Annotated in this window: 15 protein-coding genes and 1 pseudogene; 13 read left to right on the top strand and 3 right to left on the bottom strand. The window is 30.6% G+C overall.

Features of this window, described 5'->3' with window-relative positions; translation table 11 throughout:
* Window positions 1-10: 10 nt before the first annotated feature.
* The 3 genes from CAB05_RS01450 (at window position 11) to CAB05_RS01440 (ending at window position 2229) form a co-directional block, all read left to right on the top strand.
* On the top strand, window positions 11-886 hold the full coding sequence (locus CAB05_RS01450) for an ATP-binding cassette domain-containing protein (protein WP_087998033.1): 876 nt from the start codon (window positions 11-13) through the stop codon (window positions 884-886).
* On the top strand, window positions 883-1584 hold the full coding sequence (locus CAB05_RS01445) for a hypothetical protein (protein WP_087998032.1): 702 nt from the start codon (window positions 883-885) through the stop codon (window positions 1582-1584). The genes CAB05_RS01450 and CAB05_RS01445 overlap by 4 nt, the downstream gene beginning before the upstream one ends.
* A 183-nt stretch (window positions 1585-1767) precedes the next feature.
* Window positions 1768-2229: an SAM-dependent methyltransferase gene (locus CAB05_RS01440; RefSeq protein ID WP_087998031.1), complete on the top strand. Its 462-nt coding sequence runs from the start codon at window positions 1768-1770 to the stop codon at window positions 2227-2229.
* A gap of 54 nt (window positions 2230-2283) precedes the next feature.
* Here the strand turns inward: CAB05_RS01440 and CAB05_RS01435 are convergent, their stop codons facing one another.
* Window positions 2284-3249 (bottom strand): ring-cleaving dioxygenase, encoded by a 966-nt coding sequence (locus CAB05_RS01435; RefSeq protein WP_087998030.1) that lies wholly within the window; start codon window positions 3247-3249, stop codon window positions 2284-2286.
* Between the two features lie 221 nt (window positions 3250-3470).
* On the opposite strand from CAB05_RS01435, the gene CAB05_RS01430 reads away from it, so the two are divergent.
* From CAB05_RS01430 to CAB05_RS01420, 3 genes are all read left to right on the top strand, one after another.
* Window positions 3471-4394: a DMT family transporter gene (locus CAB05_RS01430; protein ID WP_087998029.1), complete on the top strand. Its 924-nt coding sequence runs from the start codon at window positions 3471-3473 to the stop codon at window positions 4392-4394.
* 70 nt (window positions 4395-4464) lie between these two features.
* Window positions 4465-4998 (top strand): GNAT family N-acetyltransferase, encoded by a 534-nt coding sequence (locus CAB05_RS01425; protein ID WP_087998028.1) that lies wholly within the window; start codon window positions 4465-4467, stop codon window positions 4996-4998.
* A 161-nt stretch (window positions 4999-5159) separates the two neighbouring features.
* Complete coding sequence (locus tag CAB05_RS01420; protein ID WP_087998027.1) at window positions 5160-6659, top strand: diguanylate cyclase; 1500 nt, start codon at window positions 5160-5162, stop codon at window positions 6657-6659.
* Window positions 6660-6711: 52 nt separating this feature from the next.
* On the opposite strand, the gene CAB05_RS01415 is transcribed toward CAB05_RS01420, so the two are convergent.
* Window positions 6712-7104, bottom strand: coding sequence for a transporter (locus CAB05_RS01415; protein ID WP_087998026.1), 393 nt, complete (start codon window positions 7102-7104; stop codon window positions 6712-6714).
* A gap of 203 nt (window positions 7105-7307) precedes the next feature.
* Here CAB05_RS01415 and CAB05_RS01410 point away from each other — a divergent pair, with 203 nt between their 5' ends.
* The 7 genes and pseudogenes from CAB05_RS01410 (at window position 7308) to CAB05_RS01380 (ending at window position 14021) form a co-directional block, all read left to right on the top strand.
* The gene (locus tag CAB05_RS01410; protein ID WP_087998025.1) at window positions 7308-7967 is read left to right on the top strand and encodes an HAD family hydrolase; all 660 of its coding nucleotides are present in this window, start codon (window positions 7308-7310) and stop codon (window positions 7965-7967) included.
* A gap of 601 nt (window positions 7968-8568) precedes the next feature.
* A pseudogene (locus CAB05_RS01405) lies at window positions 8569-9477 on the top strand (sensor histidine kinase); the annotation flags it as partial.
* On the top strand, window positions 9474-10166 hold the full coding sequence (locus tag CAB05_RS01400; RefSeq protein ID WP_087998023.1) for a response regulator transcription factor: 693 nt from the start codon (window positions 9474-9476) through the stop codon (window positions 10164-10166). The pseudogene CAB05_RS01405 and the gene CAB05_RS01400, both read left to right, overlap by 4 nt.
* 168 nt (window positions 10167-10334) lie before the next feature.
* Window positions 10335-10868, top strand: a complete 534-nt coding sequence (locus CAB05_RS01395) for a hypothetical protein (RefSeq protein ID WP_087998022.1) — start codon at window positions 10335-10337, stop codon at window positions 10866-10868.
* Between the two features lie 276 nt (window positions 10869-11144).
* Window positions 11145-12173, top strand: a complete 1029-nt coding sequence (desA, locus tag CAB05_RS01390; protein ID WP_087998021.1) for a Delta(5) desaturase DesA — start codon at window positions 11145-11147, stop codon at window positions 12171-12173.
* A gap of 112 nt (window positions 12174-12285) precedes the next feature.
* Window positions 12286-13416 (top strand): sensor histidine kinase, encoded by a 1131-nt coding sequence (locus tag CAB05_RS01385; RefSeq protein ID WP_087998020.1) that lies wholly within the window; start codon window positions 12286-12288, stop codon window positions 13414-13416.
* A 5-nt stretch (window positions 13417-13421) separates the two neighbouring features.
* A complete protein-coding gene (locus tag CAB05_RS01380) occupies window positions 13422-14021 on the top strand; it encodes a response regulator transcription factor (protein WP_087998019.1) in 600 nt (199 codons plus the stop codon).
* Between the two features lie 115 nt (window positions 14022-14136).
* Here CAB05_RS01380 and CAB05_RS01375 read toward each other — a convergent pair whose 3' ends face one another.
* Window positions 14137-14940 carry an alpha/beta fold hydrolase gene (locus CAB05_RS01375; protein WP_087998018.1) on the bottom strand — a complete coding sequence of 268 codons (804 nt, stop codon included), beginning with the start codon at window positions 14938-14940 and terminating at the stop codon, window positions 14137-14139.
* Between the last annotated feature and the right edge of the window lie 50 nt (window positions 14941-14990).

Genomic DNA, 14990 nt, shown 5'->3' with positions numbered 1-14990 from the left:
GGAGTAACGATTGATCCAGATTAAGAATTTGACTTATGGTTATCAACAAACACCGGTTTTATCAAAATTTAATTTACACGAAACGGAACCAAACATTATTGGTCTATGGGGGAGAAATGGATCTGGGAAGACAACTTTAATGAGTTTACTTGCGGGACACTATAAACCATTAGAAGGTCAATTAAATGTATTAGGTCAAGAACCTTATAATAATTTATCCGCATTAGAAAAAATTTGTTATATTCAAGAAAATCATCCTTTTGGTCAAAATTGGAAAATTGAAGACGTATGTAAATTTGGTCGCTATTTTCATCCGAATTGGAACCAAGAGTTTGCTGAAAAACTAATCGATTTATTTGAGCTACCTTATAAGAAAAAAATCACTAAATTTTCTAAAGGAATGAAAACTGCTACACAAATCATATTAGGTTTAGCAAGTAATGCACAAATTACAATTCTTGATGAGCCAACAAATGGGTTGGATGCAGTAAAGCGAAAAATATTTTATGATGCATTATTAGAGAGTTATGAAGAACAACCACGCTTATTTTTAATCTCTACTCATCATATTGAAGAAATTCAACCACTTTGTGAATCACTCATTGTGATCCAAGATGGAGTAGTTTTATTTCATGAACAAATGGAAGTTATGAGAGAAAAAGGTGTTATTTTATCAGGTAATAGTGAATTGATCGAACAGGTTACTTCTAATACAAGCATAATCGAAACATCTAAAATCAGTTCAACACTAAAAGTGATGCTCGATGAAAATTATTCTAATCACTGGAAATCAATCGCTTCGGAACATGATTTAACAATTGAAAAAGCTAGTTTACAAGATTATTTAATTAATGTTACGGATAGAAAGATTGAGGTGAAATCATGAGTTCAATTAAGGGTACTTATCAATTAATATTTGATGACTTACGTTGGTATTTTATGTTATTTTCCACAATTACATTAGGATTATCGGTCATTTATCTCTTAATTAGCTTTATGTTTAATATTCCATCAGGAACTGAAGCTGCTTTATTTGGGCCAACTTTTGGAGGGATTTGTACATTTGCTGTCGCGGGTTTAGTGATTCCAATTCAGGTTGCTATCGGACTAGGTAGTACAAGGGTACAATTTTTAAAGTCATATAATGTGATGGCTTCTCTTATGGTTGTAGCTAGTATTACATTTTTAAATCTTTTATATTTAATAATGAACTTTTTATTTGATAAAGGTATTAATAAATTTCATTTTTTTCATGCTGGTGAATGGTATTCAACAAATTATCATTTTTTCTCATATTATTGGATTGATTTAATGATTGGATTTTTCATTCTTGGGATATCATCTCTAATTGCAGTTTTGATCAGAAGATTAGGTGTATTAAATTTTCTAATTTTACTAGTAGGTATCAGTATCATTATTACTTTATCTTCAATTACTGGATATATTCCAACAATCTTTGGTTGGATCTTAGAAAATAATGTATTAATGATATTTACTATTTTAGGTATTGTTGGAATGATACTACAGTCCTTAACATTCCCAATGATGAAAAATGCACCATTAAAAATGAAAAGTAGAGAGTAAAACTAAAAAAGTATGCCAATTAAGGCATACTTTTTCTTATTCAAATTACGATATTACATAGAAGAATAGGATTCTATCATATAAATAAAATTCTCGGTTGATACATAAAGGATAGTATCAATTTTACTAATTCCGTTAATTTTCTGTATAATCAAATTATACTAAACAATAGGAGAATCGATTATGTCATTTACAATTAAACCAATTGCTTATGTCAAAAATTCTAGACAAGAAATAGAAGACGATCATTGGGGTTCTATCATTTCTGAAATTGAGTTAGTTGAAGAGGTTAGTGAATTAGCTTTAAGTGGGATTACCGATTTTTCACACTTAGAGATAATTTTTTATTTTGATAAAGTCTCTGATGATAAAATTCAATATAATGCTAGACATCCAAGGAATAATCCAAGCTATCCGAAAGTTGGGATTTTTTCTCAAAGAGGGAAAAACCGTCCAAATAAATTAGGCTTAACGTCAGTTGAACTATTGAGTCATAATGAGCGTACAATTACAGTCAGAGGATTGGATGCAATCAATGGAACACCAATTATTGATATAAAACCAATAATGAAAGAATTTCTTCCAAAAGGAGAAATAAAACAACCAAATTGGTCAACTGAATTAATGGAGAAATATTGGGATTAAATGATTAAGAGAAGACATTGGATACTGAAGTGTCTTCTCTTTTACTAACTGATCCTAAATTTCTAATGGACGTAAACTAGCTTCGATTTCAGCTCTTTTTGGCTCTAAAAATGGAGGAAGAGCTAGCTGTTCTCCTAAAGATTCAATTGATTCATCAACTGCAAATCCAGGAGTATCAGTTGATAATTCAAATAAAATATGATTTGGTTCTCTAAAATATAGTGCTTTAAAGTAATATCTTTCGACTTTTCCAGAATTTATGTAACCTAATGATGTAATCTTTTCAGCCCACTTATTAAATTCTTCTTCATTTGGCACGCGAAATGCAACATGATGAACACTACCTCGTCCAGGCCTTTCTCTAGGTAAATCTGGGCGACTTTCTACATGTACTTCTGCGCCAGAACCACCAATTCCAGTTGCCAATACGTCAATATTAGGTTGATTTTCAGAAGGAGATGGATATGTACCAATATGTCTGAAACCTAAAACTTCGGTTAACGTCTTTAATGTAGGTGCAGCATCTTTGACTGTTAAGGTTACAGGTCCTAAACCTACGATTCCATGCTCGAGCGGGATATCTGTTTGAATCCATGGAATTCCAGCTGGTACACCTGATTCTCCATTATCTGCAACTAAAATTAATCTTGTTCCTTCATAATCTTGAAAGGCTAGAGTATCACGATTTGCTCTTTTACTGATTTCTTCATGACGAATCCCTAACTGATTGAATCGACTCTTCCAAAAATGTAATGATTCTGTTGACTGTACGCGTAATGATGTTGTTGAAATACTAGAATGACCATGATATGTATTACCTAATCCAGGAATGTCAAAAAAGGTTATTTCTGTCCCTGGATTTCCTTTGGCGTCTCCATAAAACAAGTGATAGCTAGACGTATTATCTTGATTTACAGTCTTTTTAACAAGTCTCATACCTAAAACTTTTGTATAAAATTCAAAGTTTTTTTCTGCTTTTCCAGTAAGTAATGATACATGATGTATTCCCAATAATTCCATCTTCATCAGTCCTTTATGAATTTATATTCTTATTTTACGCTTTGTCATGTTGAATTGCTAATGCGATCTTATGCTGTTTGAAGTAAACCTTAATTTAGAAATGAATACAAAGTGCAATATGTTGAAAATTTGAATTGTAAATAGAGGTATGTATGTTACACTTTAATTAATTTAAAATTCAAAATACTTTTCAGAGAATACGTAATCTAGGAGGAATATCGATGTATTTAGGATATTTTTTAATACTTTTGTCAGCGACAGCATTTGGTTTGATGCCTATTTTTGCAATTTATGCCTATGACCATCAAGTTAGTGTAAATACATTGTTATTTCTACGATTCTCATTTGCTTCGATCATCTTTTTTAGTTATCTATTTATGAAGAAAGGATTTGTTTCGATCACGAAGAAACAATTTATCACATTTTTTCTTCTAGGTAGCATCCTGTATACTTTACAATCTAGTTTTTATTTTAGTTCGATTAAGTACATACCTGCATCTTTAGCTGCATTGATTTTATACTTATATCCTGTTTTTGTTGCAATCCTATCATTTTTTGTTAATAAAGAAAAACTAACAAAATTTATGGTTATTTCTATGATTATTTCACTTTTTGGTATTCTTTTAGTTTTAGGAACTCCAACAGACCATATGAATATATTTGGCATTTCACTAGCATTGGGTGCTGCAATTGTTTACTCAATTTATATTATTGTAGGTGGTAGAGTGACATTACAAGTGCCACCTTTAGTGACAAGTGCGTTTATAGCGTTGTTTGCCGCAATTTCCTTTTTAATTGTGGGTTTGACTACTAATACACTTCAATTTCATTTTAGTTTTGTTGGATGGTTATCAATTCTTTGCATTTCAATCATTTCTAGCGTCATTTCAATGGCATCTTTTTTTGCAGGTATAAAATTAATAGGACCTACAAAAAGTGCAATATTAAGTATGGTGGAACCAGTTATTACGATTATTTTTTCTACTATTCTTTTAAACGAAAACATGAAATTATTACAATTAGTTGGTGGTGCAATTGTTTTACTTGGTGCTGCCTTAGTAGTCATTACAAGCGAAAAGAAAAAATTGATAGAGAATAAAATGGAAAATCATTTGCAATATGATATGATGAATAATGAAAAATAAATTATTTATTAAAATACGAAGTAGTGAGCTGCAAATGCGGCTCTTTTTTGTTTGAAAAGGAGTCATTGACATGTTCAAAATAAAGTTAAAAAACGATCTGATTGTAACTGTACGGGAAGCTTCTAAGGATGACGCACAATCGATCATTGATTTTTATAATATTGTCGGAGGAGAAACAAATTTTCTATCTTTTGGCGAAAATGAATTTAAAAGAGATCTTGAAGAATATAAAACATCTTTAACGAATTCAAAAGAACAACTGAATACGATCATTCTATTAGTTACATTAAATGAACAAATCATCAGCATTGCCTCGATTCATTCTAGTCAAGCAGCACGTACCAAGCATGTTGGAACATTAGGCATTGTTATAAAAAAGGAATATTGGGGATTACAATTAGGAAATAGTTTAATGGAATACCTTATTGATTGGTCAAAACAAAATACCATCACGAGGAAAATTCAATTGACTTGTAATGAAGATAATACAAAAGCCATTCGTTTATATAAAAAACTAGGTTTTGAGATTGAAGGAATAATAAAAGAAGATACATTTATTGATGGACGATACTATCATACTGTCTTAATGGGATTGTTTCTATAAATAAAATGATTGTTTGTACTTAATTTCGTCCAACTTGTATTTATTATTAAAGCATTTTAGAGAAGAGATTGTTGCTATATTGGAGATTTCATCAGCTAATGAATTTTCCAATAGGAACAATGTCCTTGAACAGCTATATTAAATGTAAATAGGTGCTAAAGATGATAAAAGATTTATTTTTAAATTTTTCGTTATTCATATTTTTCTTGTTTGGCTTTCATCGACTTCAAAATATATTACGCCAAAAATTGCCAAATAAGTTTCAAATTGTAGTAGGTATGATACATGGTATTTTCGGCATTATCTTAATTTTGTTTGGAATTCATGTGTTTGAAATTAACATCTTAGATTTTAGACAGCTCGCTATTATTTCAGCAGCGTATTTCGGTGGCTTTAGAGCAGCTATCATCACCGGTATGATTATAGTAGCTTTTCGTCTGTCATACTTCGGAATTAATGAAGGGTCGATTTTTGCATTCATTACTATTTCCATTAATGTGATCGTGAGTGGCTTCATTTCGAAGTTAGTAAAAAATTACTGGTTTAAATGGATTTATATGATTCTATGTGTAATGATTCTAAGTAGTTCGTTCTTCTTTTATCAGCATATAAAATATTCACATCAACTTTTCCCTATTATGCCAATATGTGAAAGTTTTATTTTAATGGGTGGTCTATTTATAGCGGTGTTTATCAGCTTTTTAAATAGAAATGAAGAAATAAAGCTTGCCTTAAAAGAAAGTGAAGAAAGATATAGAAGTTTAATTGAAACATCACCAGATGGGATTTTTGTTCATAAAAACGGTATCATCATGTTAGCGAATGAAAAAGCAGGAACATTATTAGGTACTGAAAAATCAAAAGATTTAATCGGTCTAAACATATTTCATTTATTAGATCCGAATTTAAAATCAAAATCATTTGATAGCTTTGAAATATTTAGTCATTTTCGAGATACTATTGTACAAAAAGATAATAACTATACCCGTCTTGATGGAAAAGCAGTGGATCTATCATTCTCCGAGTCTAATATTATTTATGAAACTAAAGAAGCTACGATGGTCGTATTTAGAGATATATCTGAGCAAAAAAACACAGAAAGAAAACTACAACAAGCTAATAAATTACTTCATCAACTTTCTATTTCCGATGGTTTAACAGGGATACCTAACAGACGTTATTTTGAAGAGATGTATAAATTAAAATGGGAAGAAGCACAAGCATCACAAAAACCATTATCTCTAATCATTTTTGATATAGACTTTTTTAAAAAGTTTAATGATTCATATGGTCATTTAGAAGGAGATAAGTGTTTAAAAATTGTTGCGAATACAGTCTCTAAAACATTAGATATAACTTCAGATTTCTGTGCACGATTTGGCGGTGAAGAATTCATCGGAATATGTGATACCGATGAAAAGGGAGCATGTATTATTGCTGAAAAGATACGGAAAAGTGTATTAGACCTTAAACTTCCAAATATGAACTCAGGTGTTAATCAATTCGTTACAATTAGTATAGGTGTCATGTCATTGGTTCCTAACTTATCGATTAAAATGGAAGATGCAGTTGATTACGCAGATAAAGCATTGTATACAGCTAAATTAAATGGAAGAAATCAAGTTCATTTTTATCATATCGACAATGAAATATTTATTTAATACTAAAAAAAAAATCCTTGTGAGCTATAAGCACAAGGATTTTTTATAGTTTTTAGAAACAAGTAAACGATCTAATACGGTTTGTATCAATTCCAAAGTATGACCAGAAAAATCCGAACCATCTAAAACCTGCAACTGACCTACGTCCTACAAATGTCGGATAAAACCAAAAAGCTTCGCCATTATTTAGCCATACATAAGTATATCTAAATCGACAACCTGCAATTGCTCCCGGATCTACAGCAAATAAACTTGCACTTGTTTGTTGAGGTACAAAAGATGGTGGAGGGGATGTTGGTGCACCATGTTGCCCGCCGCCCGGCTGACCTGGAAACCCACCTGGTTGGCCTGGAAACCCGCCTGGTTGGCCTGGAAACCCACCTGGTTGACCAGGGAACCCACCTGGTTGACCAGGAAACACTCTATAATGTGGATAATAATCCATTCATATCAACTCCTTCGTTATCAATCTTTATAAAGTATGAGAAATTGGGTGTGATTGTTTGGGCGAATGGTTAAATAACTATGTTTTAAATTCATATTCGTAAAAAATAACTAATTATTGAAAATAAATTTGATTACAATGAAGATATCAGTTATTAGTCAATGAAACTTTTGAGTTAAATCAATTTATGGAGGTAAAATTCAATGATTAAAGTAGTTCTATTTGATTTAGATGGTACACTTCTAAATCGTCAAGCATCACTTATCCAATTTATTAATGATCAATATGAAAGGTTTAAAAAATATTTTTCACATATTTCAATAGATAAATATCGTACAAGATTTATTGAATTAGATGATAGAGGCTATGTATGGAAAGATCAAGTATATAAACAATTAATAGAAGAATTCGATATTAAAGGTGTAAAGTTTGAAGATTTATTAGAAGATTACATACATAATTTTCAACATTTCTGTGAACCATTTCCGAATCTTTTTGAAATGTTACATGAATTAAAGCAAAAATCATATAGATTAGGACTCATTACAAATGGAAAAGAACAGTTTCAAATGGATAATGTGAAGGTATTAGGGTTAGAATCTCTTTTTCCAATCATTTTAATTTCAGAAAAAGAAGGATTAAGCAAACCAAATCCAAACTTGTTTCATCGTGCGCTTGCATTTTTTGAAGTACTACCAGAAGAGGCAGTTTATATTGGTGATCATCCTGAAAATGATTACAATGGTGCTAAAAATGCTGGTATGAAAGTGATTTGGAAAAAAGATACTTACTGGGAAGACTTTTTTGCTGAATTTATGATTGATGATTTATTAGAAATTCCAACAATCATTGAGCAGTTTTGATAAATTTTTATTTGAGTGCACTGATGATTAAGAATATGATTGGAACGGAAGGCTGCTCGACTCCTGTGGGAATAGCGGGAAGTCTGAGACCCCGGCGTGCCGAGGAGGCTCAAGCTTAGCCCCACGGAAAGCGAGCAGCCTGGAGTGGAAATCAACACAATAATCTCTAAAACAAAAAAGTTAGAAATATATACGCTAAAATAAAGAGGCTCCTCATGTCAAATTGACTTTGTCACAGCCTCTTTTTAAGTGCCTATTTAATTGTTATTTTAATTTAAATGTGAGCAGATTTAAGAATTACTTAAGATTTATATAAGGTCCATTTAATTTTTTATGATTAAAATTTACAATAGTTATAAGACATTTACTCGTAAAATATTTAAACATGAAAGTTGGTTGTAAATTGTCAATACGTAAACGCTTAATATTTTCAAATATTGCAATGATTGTTATCCCAATTATAACTTTTATTCTTTTACAAATAATCCTGGACATGTTTTTCTTCAATTCTTTTGATCCAACAGACAGTGGGCAACGCACACATGCATTTTATTTTTTCCGTTTTGGTATCATTATCCCAATCTTTGCCATTACGAATGCTTTACTGTCTTATTTTGTATCAAGAAGTATCATTAAACCAATTAGAGGCTTAAATGATGCTGCAAGAAAAATTCGAGAAGGTAATCTAGATTTTCAAATGAAGCCTTATCGTAAGGATGAAATCGGTCAACTTGCACAAAGTTTTGAATTAATGAGAAAAAGCCTAAAAGAATCCTCCGAATTACAACAAAAGTATGAACAAAATCGAAAAGAATTAATAGCAAATATATCACATGATCTTAAAACGCCCATGACTTCAATTAAAGGATATGTAGAAGGAATTCAAGATGGAATAGCGAATACACCAGAGAAAATGGAAAGGTATATCCAAACTATTCATACTAAAACTTTACACATGGATCATTTAATTGATGAACTTTTCTTATATTCGAAATTAGATTTAAAGCGAGTACCATTTCATTTTGAAGATGTAAATATACATCATTATTTATTAGATCGTATTGAAGAGTTACAGTTTGATTTAGACAATATTCAAGTCATGATTACTTATGAAAATGTTAGCAAACAAAATGACATATTCGTGATTATGGAAAGAGAACAATTTAAGCGAGTATTTACTAATGTCATCCAAAATAGTTTAAAATATATGGATAAGTCAGAAAAAAATATATCGATAAAATTAATTGAAGAAAATGAAAAAGTGATTATTGAATGTACGGACAATGGAAAAGGAATTTCTAAAGAAGTTTTACCTTATATATTTGATCAATTTTATCGTGTTGATCAGTCTAGAAATGCAATGAGTGGTGGATCCGGACTTGGACTTGCAATTGTAAAACGAATAATTGAAGAACATGGTGGACAAGTGTGGGCAGAAAGTGAAGAAGGGGTTTATACAAGTATTTATCTTACATTAAATAAGGTCACTGGTAATAAGGAGATAGTATGAACAGAATTTTAATCATAGAAGATGACCAAAGTATTGCTGAACTTCAAAGAGATTATTTAGAAATTGGCGGAATGATAGTTGAAATAGAGACAAATGGTCAATTAGGTTTAAATAAAGCCCTTCATGAACAGTTTGACCTTATATTATTAGACATCATGCTACCAGATATAAACGGGTATGAAATATGTAAAAAAATTCGTGAAAGTAAAGAGATTCCAATTTTAATGGTTTCTGCTAAAACTGATGATATTGATAAAATACGAGGCTTTGGTTTAGGTGCTGATGACTTTATTGTGAAACCATTTAGTCCAAGTGAGTTAGTAGCGAGAGTAAAGGCTCATCTATCAAGATATAATCGTTTAGTCCAAAAAGATCAAAATGACAACCAATTACAGGTTGGGGGATTATTGATCAATCAACAGTCACGAAAAATTTTCGTTGAAGGTGAAGAAAAAATCTTTACGACAAAAGAATTCAATTTACTAACGTTTCTTGCTTCAAATCCGAATCAAGTGTTTAGTAAAGATCATTTATTTGACCGGATCTGGGGGTTTGATTCGATTGGTGATAATTCAACAGTGACTGTACATATTCGAAAGATACGTGAAAAAATTGAAAATGATCCTTCAAATCCAGATTATATTGAAACCGTTTGGGGTGCAGGATATCGGTTCAAATCAAATATGTAAAACCGCTAAACTATAGAGTTTGGCGGTTTTTTTTATATTAAATTATATTTTATACAGATATGAAAGTATCTGAGTTTATTTAAGAAAAATTTAAGGATTTAATAATAGTTGTTTTATATTTATTGATTATGATTTGAAACATAAAGAATTGTTAATGGAGGAATAAAGATGACTAAAAAGAAAATAAATTTAACTAAAAAAAATATTTTAGTAAGTATACACGTAATTGCATTTTGCGCTTGGTTCGGAGCAACATTGAGTCTTATTTTACTAAGCTTTTACTTAAAAAATGCAGAAAACGGAAATCAATTAATCTATACATTATCAAGCATGCATATCATCGATGAAACATTATTAAAATTTCCTGCGCTTGCTACACTCATTACTGGAATATTATTATCTATTTGGACCCAGTGGGGACTGGTTAAATATTATTGGGTCGTGATTAAACTTGTTTTAACGATTTTAATTATCCTTTTAGGAATATTTTTTATAAATGATTGGTTTGCACTATTAATTAAATACGCTAATCAGCTTGGAATTGATGCATTATCATCTAATGAGTTTAAGACATCTTGGTTATCTATTATTGTTACAGGCATATTTAACTTAATTTGCATGACTGTTATGACGATTGTTACGTACTTTAAACCATTTGGTAAAATTAAAAAGAATAAGAAATTGGAAATGAATAAATCATGATCAACATGTGGCAATACTTTTTTAAAGTATTGCTTTTTTATATCCATTATTTTTTGATATGCACTTTTTAATTTTAATTTAATAGCATAAATATGAGGAAAAAAATAAAAATTATATTGTGTCACTAAATGAATAAAAGTTGTAAACGATTACGAGCTATATGACATTTGTCATATATAACACATGACGCCTGCTACTACCAATGTATATTCTAACTATTTATAATTAGGATTACATCTTAAAACTAAGTATTGAAATTAAGAAAGGAAATAGTAAATGTCACAACAACAAAATCAAAAGAATTTGCGAAAACAAATTATCCCTTATGAAAAATCAAATTTAAAAGCTAGTGTATGGCAAATGATTAACACCTTTGTACCATTTATTATTTTATGGATACTTGCTTATAAAAGTTTATCCACTTCAATTTTTTTAACATTAATTTTTGATTTAGCTGCAGCCTTATTTTTAATTAGAATCTTTATTATTTTTCATGATTGTTGTCATCAATCATTCTTTAAAAACAAGACAGCTAATAAAATTTTAGGAACCATTACGGGAATTGTTACTTTATTTCCTTTTAGTCAATGGAAGCATAGTCATTCAATTCATCATGCAACGAGTAGTAACTTAGATAAACGAGGCGTTGGTGATATGTGGGTTTTAACTGTAGAGGAGTATGTTTCAGCATCTGTTTGGAAGAAGCTTGCATATAGACTATATCGTAATCCATTGATTATGTTTGGATTTGGACCAATTTATATCGTACTCATTTCAAATCGTTTTAACGCAAAAAATGCAAAATTAAAAGAGAGATTAAACACTTATATAACAAATATTGCCATCGTAGGATTATCGGCGTTATTTTGTTGGCAAATCGGATGGGAAAACTTTTTAATCATTCAAGGGCCAATCTTTTTCGTAAGTGCAGCACTTGGAATATGGTTATTCTATGTACAGCATCAATTCGAGGATTCATATTTCGAAGAAGACGAAAATTGGGATTATGTTAAAGCAGCAGTTGAAGGAAGTTCATTTTATAAGCTTCCGAAATTATTGCAATGGTTAACAGGAAATATTGGTTATCACCATGTACATCATTTAAGTCCTAGAGTTCCAAATTATCATTTAGAAGATGTTCATAATAACACATTACCATTACAAAACGTTCCAACGATTACCCTTAAAACAAGTCTATCATCGTTAAAGTTCCGATTATGGGATCAAGAAAATAAAAAATTCATTAGCTTTAAAGAATTAAAAGCAATGTATAATGTAAATCGCGAAAGTTCAGACTCTGTCTGAGCTTTTGATTTATGTCTTCCAATCAATAAACATAAACAAAACGAACAGTCTGGAATTATGGTAAAATTAAAAATGATTCAAATTTTTATTTCTAAAAAAAGAGGACAACTTCATGTTAAAAAGATATTTCATTTTCTTAAAAAGTACTGGAATTTCTCCATATATTTGGACTGTTTTAAGTATCTTGCCATTTTATTTTATATTTCTTTCATCTCCCTCGACAATTGAAATTGTCTTTGGCGTCATACTTACCGTATCATTTTTTGTTTTATATAGAATCGCATATATTTCAAAAGGCTGGTCAATTTATTTATGGTCAAGCATTCTGATTAGTATTTCAATCATAATGACGATTCAATTTAGTTATGTATACTTTGCTTTTTTTAACGCTTATTTAATCGGTAATAAGAAAAACCGCGTTACTTTTTTAACTTTATATATTATTCACCTAGTAATCACAACAATTTCTATCAACCTCACGATTATATTTCAAGAAGATTTTATGATTAAACAATTACCATTTGTTGTCATCACTTGGATCAGTGTTATTTTATTACCTTTTAGTATTCATAGTCGAAATGAAAGAGGGCAATTAGAAGAAAAACTGGTAGATGCCAATAAAAGAATTTCTGATCTCGTAAAGTTAGAGGAGAGACAAAGAATCGCGAGAGATTTACATGACACTCTTGGTCAGCGACTTTCCTTAATAGGACTTAAAAGTGATTTAGCACGCAAATTGATTACAAAAGATCCTGAACAAGCACAAAACGAAATAAGGGATGTACAACAAACTGCAAGAACAGCATTAAATGAAGTTCGGAAAATAGTATCTCAAATGCGAGGTATTCGAATTAAAGATGAGATCATAAGAGTGAAGCAGATTTTATTAGCAGCTCAAATCGAATTTGAATGTGATCAAGAGTTAACGCTTACGAATGTATCACTTTTAACTGAAAATATTGTGAGTATGTGTTTAAAAGAAGCTGTTACAAATGTTGTGAAACATAGTAAAGCAACAACCTGTTCAATTTCTTTTCATCAAACTAACCATGAACTAATAATCAACGTTAAGGATAATGGAATTGGATGCACACCAAAAGAGAATTTCACAAAAGGCTATGGTCTGATTGGAATGAGAGAAAGACTTGAATTTGTAAACGGTTCTCTAGATGTAATAAATCAAAATGGGACAACTATTATAATGAAAGTACCAATTGATGTAAAACAGATTGAAAAGGAGTAACTTAAATGATTCGAATAGTGATAGCTGAAGATCAGCGAATGCTGTTAGGGGCCTTAGGTTCTTTGCTAAATTTAGAAGATGATATGGAAGTTGTTGGGAAAGCATCTGATGGAGAACAAGCCATTTCACTTGTAAATCAATTGCAACCTGATATTTGCATTATGGATATTGAAATGCCAAATAAAACTGGACTTGAAGCAGCTGAAGAATTAAAAAAATTTGATTGCAAAGTCATTATATTAACAACTTTTGCCCGTTCTGGGTATTTTCAAAGAGCATTAAAAGCTGGTGTAAAAGGTTATTTGCTGAAAGATAGTCCAAGCGAAGAATTAGCAAGCTCAATTCGTAGTATTATGAATGGGAAACGAATTTATGCTCCTGAATTAATGGACGATGTTTATAGTGAGGAGAATCCTTTAACTGAACGCGAGATAGAGGTATTAAACCTTGTAGCAGACGGAAAAAACACTAAGGAAATTGCTGATGAATTAAGCTTGAAAACTGGCACCGTACGAAACTATATATCAATGATTTTAGATAAATTAGAAGTTAAAAATAGAATTGAAGCCATTAAACAATCAAAAGAAAAAGGTTGGTTTAAATAATGTCGGACTGCCCGACAAACTGAGTTATCGAACAGTCTGACTATCTATACTTTTATACTTTGTATACACAATGAAGCGATTCAATTAAGAATCGCTTTTTTTGTTTTCAACATTATTATTGTAAACTTTTAAAAAATATATCTAGTTCAGCATTAAATTTATCCGTTTCTTCTAAGAATAATAAATGACTACTATTGTAAAAAGGGACAAACTTAGCGTCTTTTATTTTACTTTGTATATATTCACCTGCAGCTAATGGAAAGAAGCCAGCGCTACCAAAGCAAATTAAAGTTGGGACATTTACATTTGACAGTGTTTCACGATAATCTACTGCAGTTTGATTAAATACGATTGTACTTGCAATTGCAGCAGGCAATCGGTTCATTTCTTCTAAAATCCATTTATGATCATTCGGATCAGGTTTTTCTTTAAACATCCCGTATATAAATTCACTATTAAAGGTATGTTGATCTTCTTGAATAGATTGCATTACATTTTTTAAAATATTGAAATCAAAAGCTCCAAATTCCCAATCTGGCCATATAAAATCTGACGCAGATTGGTCAACAATCGTTAAAGCTTTAATTTGATTTGTTCCAAACTGATTTACATAATCCCAAAGAACAAACGCACCCATCGACCATCCAACTAAAATAACGTCTTTTAATTGTAATTTATCAATAAAGTATTTAAGATCCCTAGCATATTGAGCTACAGTGTGACCATCCATAACATGTGTTGACTGTCCGTGAGCACGTAAATCTAGTGTAATGACACGATAATTTTCTTTAAAATAGGGTACTTGTTTATAGAAAAATTTACTACTCATCATCACACCATGTATAAAAATGACTGGTTGACCTTCTCCAAACCCTTCATAATGTAGTTTCGTATTGGCGTTAATTTCAATATAAGGCATGAAATGACCCCCATAATTCGAATTATATTCATTTTCTATTCATTCATAAT

Origin of the sequence: Gottfriedia solisilvae (genome assembly GCF_002128405.1) — a bacterium.
GTDB lineage: Bacteria > Bacillota > Bacilli > Bacillales > Bacillaceae_G > Gottfriedia > Gottfriedia solisilvae.
This window is presented reverse-complemented; position numbering and strand designations above follow the sequence as displayed.

What these genes read in the sequence shown, in the direction of transcription:
- CAB05_RS01410 (WP_087998025.1), top strand. Translation starts at nt 7,308, where the DNA reads ATGATTAAAGTAGTTCTATTTGATTTAGATGGTACACTTCTAAATCGT.
- CAB05_RS01415 (WP_087998026.1), bottom strand. Translation starts at nt 7,104, where the DNA reads ATGGATTATTATCCACATTATAGAGTGTTTCCTGGTCAACCAGGTGGG.
- CAB05_RS01420 (WP_087998027.1), top strand. Translation starts at nt 5,160, where the DNA reads ATGATAAAAGATTTATTTTTAAATTTTTCGTTATTCATATTTTTCTTG.
- CAB05_RS01380 (WP_087998019.1), top strand. Translation starts at nt 13,422, where the DNA reads ATGATTCGAATAGTGATAGCTGAAGATCAGCGAATGCTGTTAGGGGCC.
- CAB05_RS01430 (WP_087998029.1), top strand. Translation starts at nt 3,471, where the DNA reads ATGTATTTAGGATATTTTTTAATACTTTTGTCAGCGACAGCATTTGGT.
- CAB05_RS01440 (WP_087998031.1), top strand. Translation starts at nt 1,768, where the DNA reads ATGTCATTTACAATTAAACCAATTGCTTATGTCAAAAATTCTAGACAA.
- CAB05_RS01425 (WP_087998028.1), top strand. Translation starts at nt 4,465, where the DNA reads ATGTTCAAAATAAAGTTAAAAAACGATCTGATTGTAACTGTACGGGAA.
- CAB05_RS01395 (WP_087998022.1), top strand. Translation starts at nt 10,335, where the DNA reads ATGACTAAAAAGAAAATAAATTTAACTAAAAAAAATATTTTAGTAAGT.
- CAB05_RS01435 (WP_087998030.1), bottom strand. Translation starts at nt 3,249, where the DNA reads ATGGAATTATTGGGAATACATCATGTATCATTACTTACTGGAAAAGCA.
- CAB05_RS01445 (WP_087998032.1), top strand. Translation starts at nt 883, where the DNA reads ATGAGTTCAATTAAGGGTACTTATCAATTAATATTTGATGACTTACGT.
- desA (WP_087998021.1), top strand. Translation starts at nt 11,145, where the DNA reads ATGTCACAACAACAAAATCAAAAGAATTTGCGAAAACAAATTATCCCT.
- CAB05_RS01375 (WP_087998018.1), bottom strand. Translation starts at nt 14,940, where the DNA reads ATGCCTTATATTGAAATTAACGCCAATACGAAACTACATTATGAAGGG.
- CAB05_RS01385 (WP_087998020.1), top strand. Translation starts at nt 12,286, where the DNA reads ATGTTAAAAAGATATTTCATTTTCTTAAAAAGTACTGGAATTTCTCCA.
- CAB05_RS01400 (WP_087998023.1), top strand. Translation starts at nt 9,474, where the DNA reads ATGAACAGAATTTTAATCATAGAAGATGACCAAAGTATTGCTGAACTT.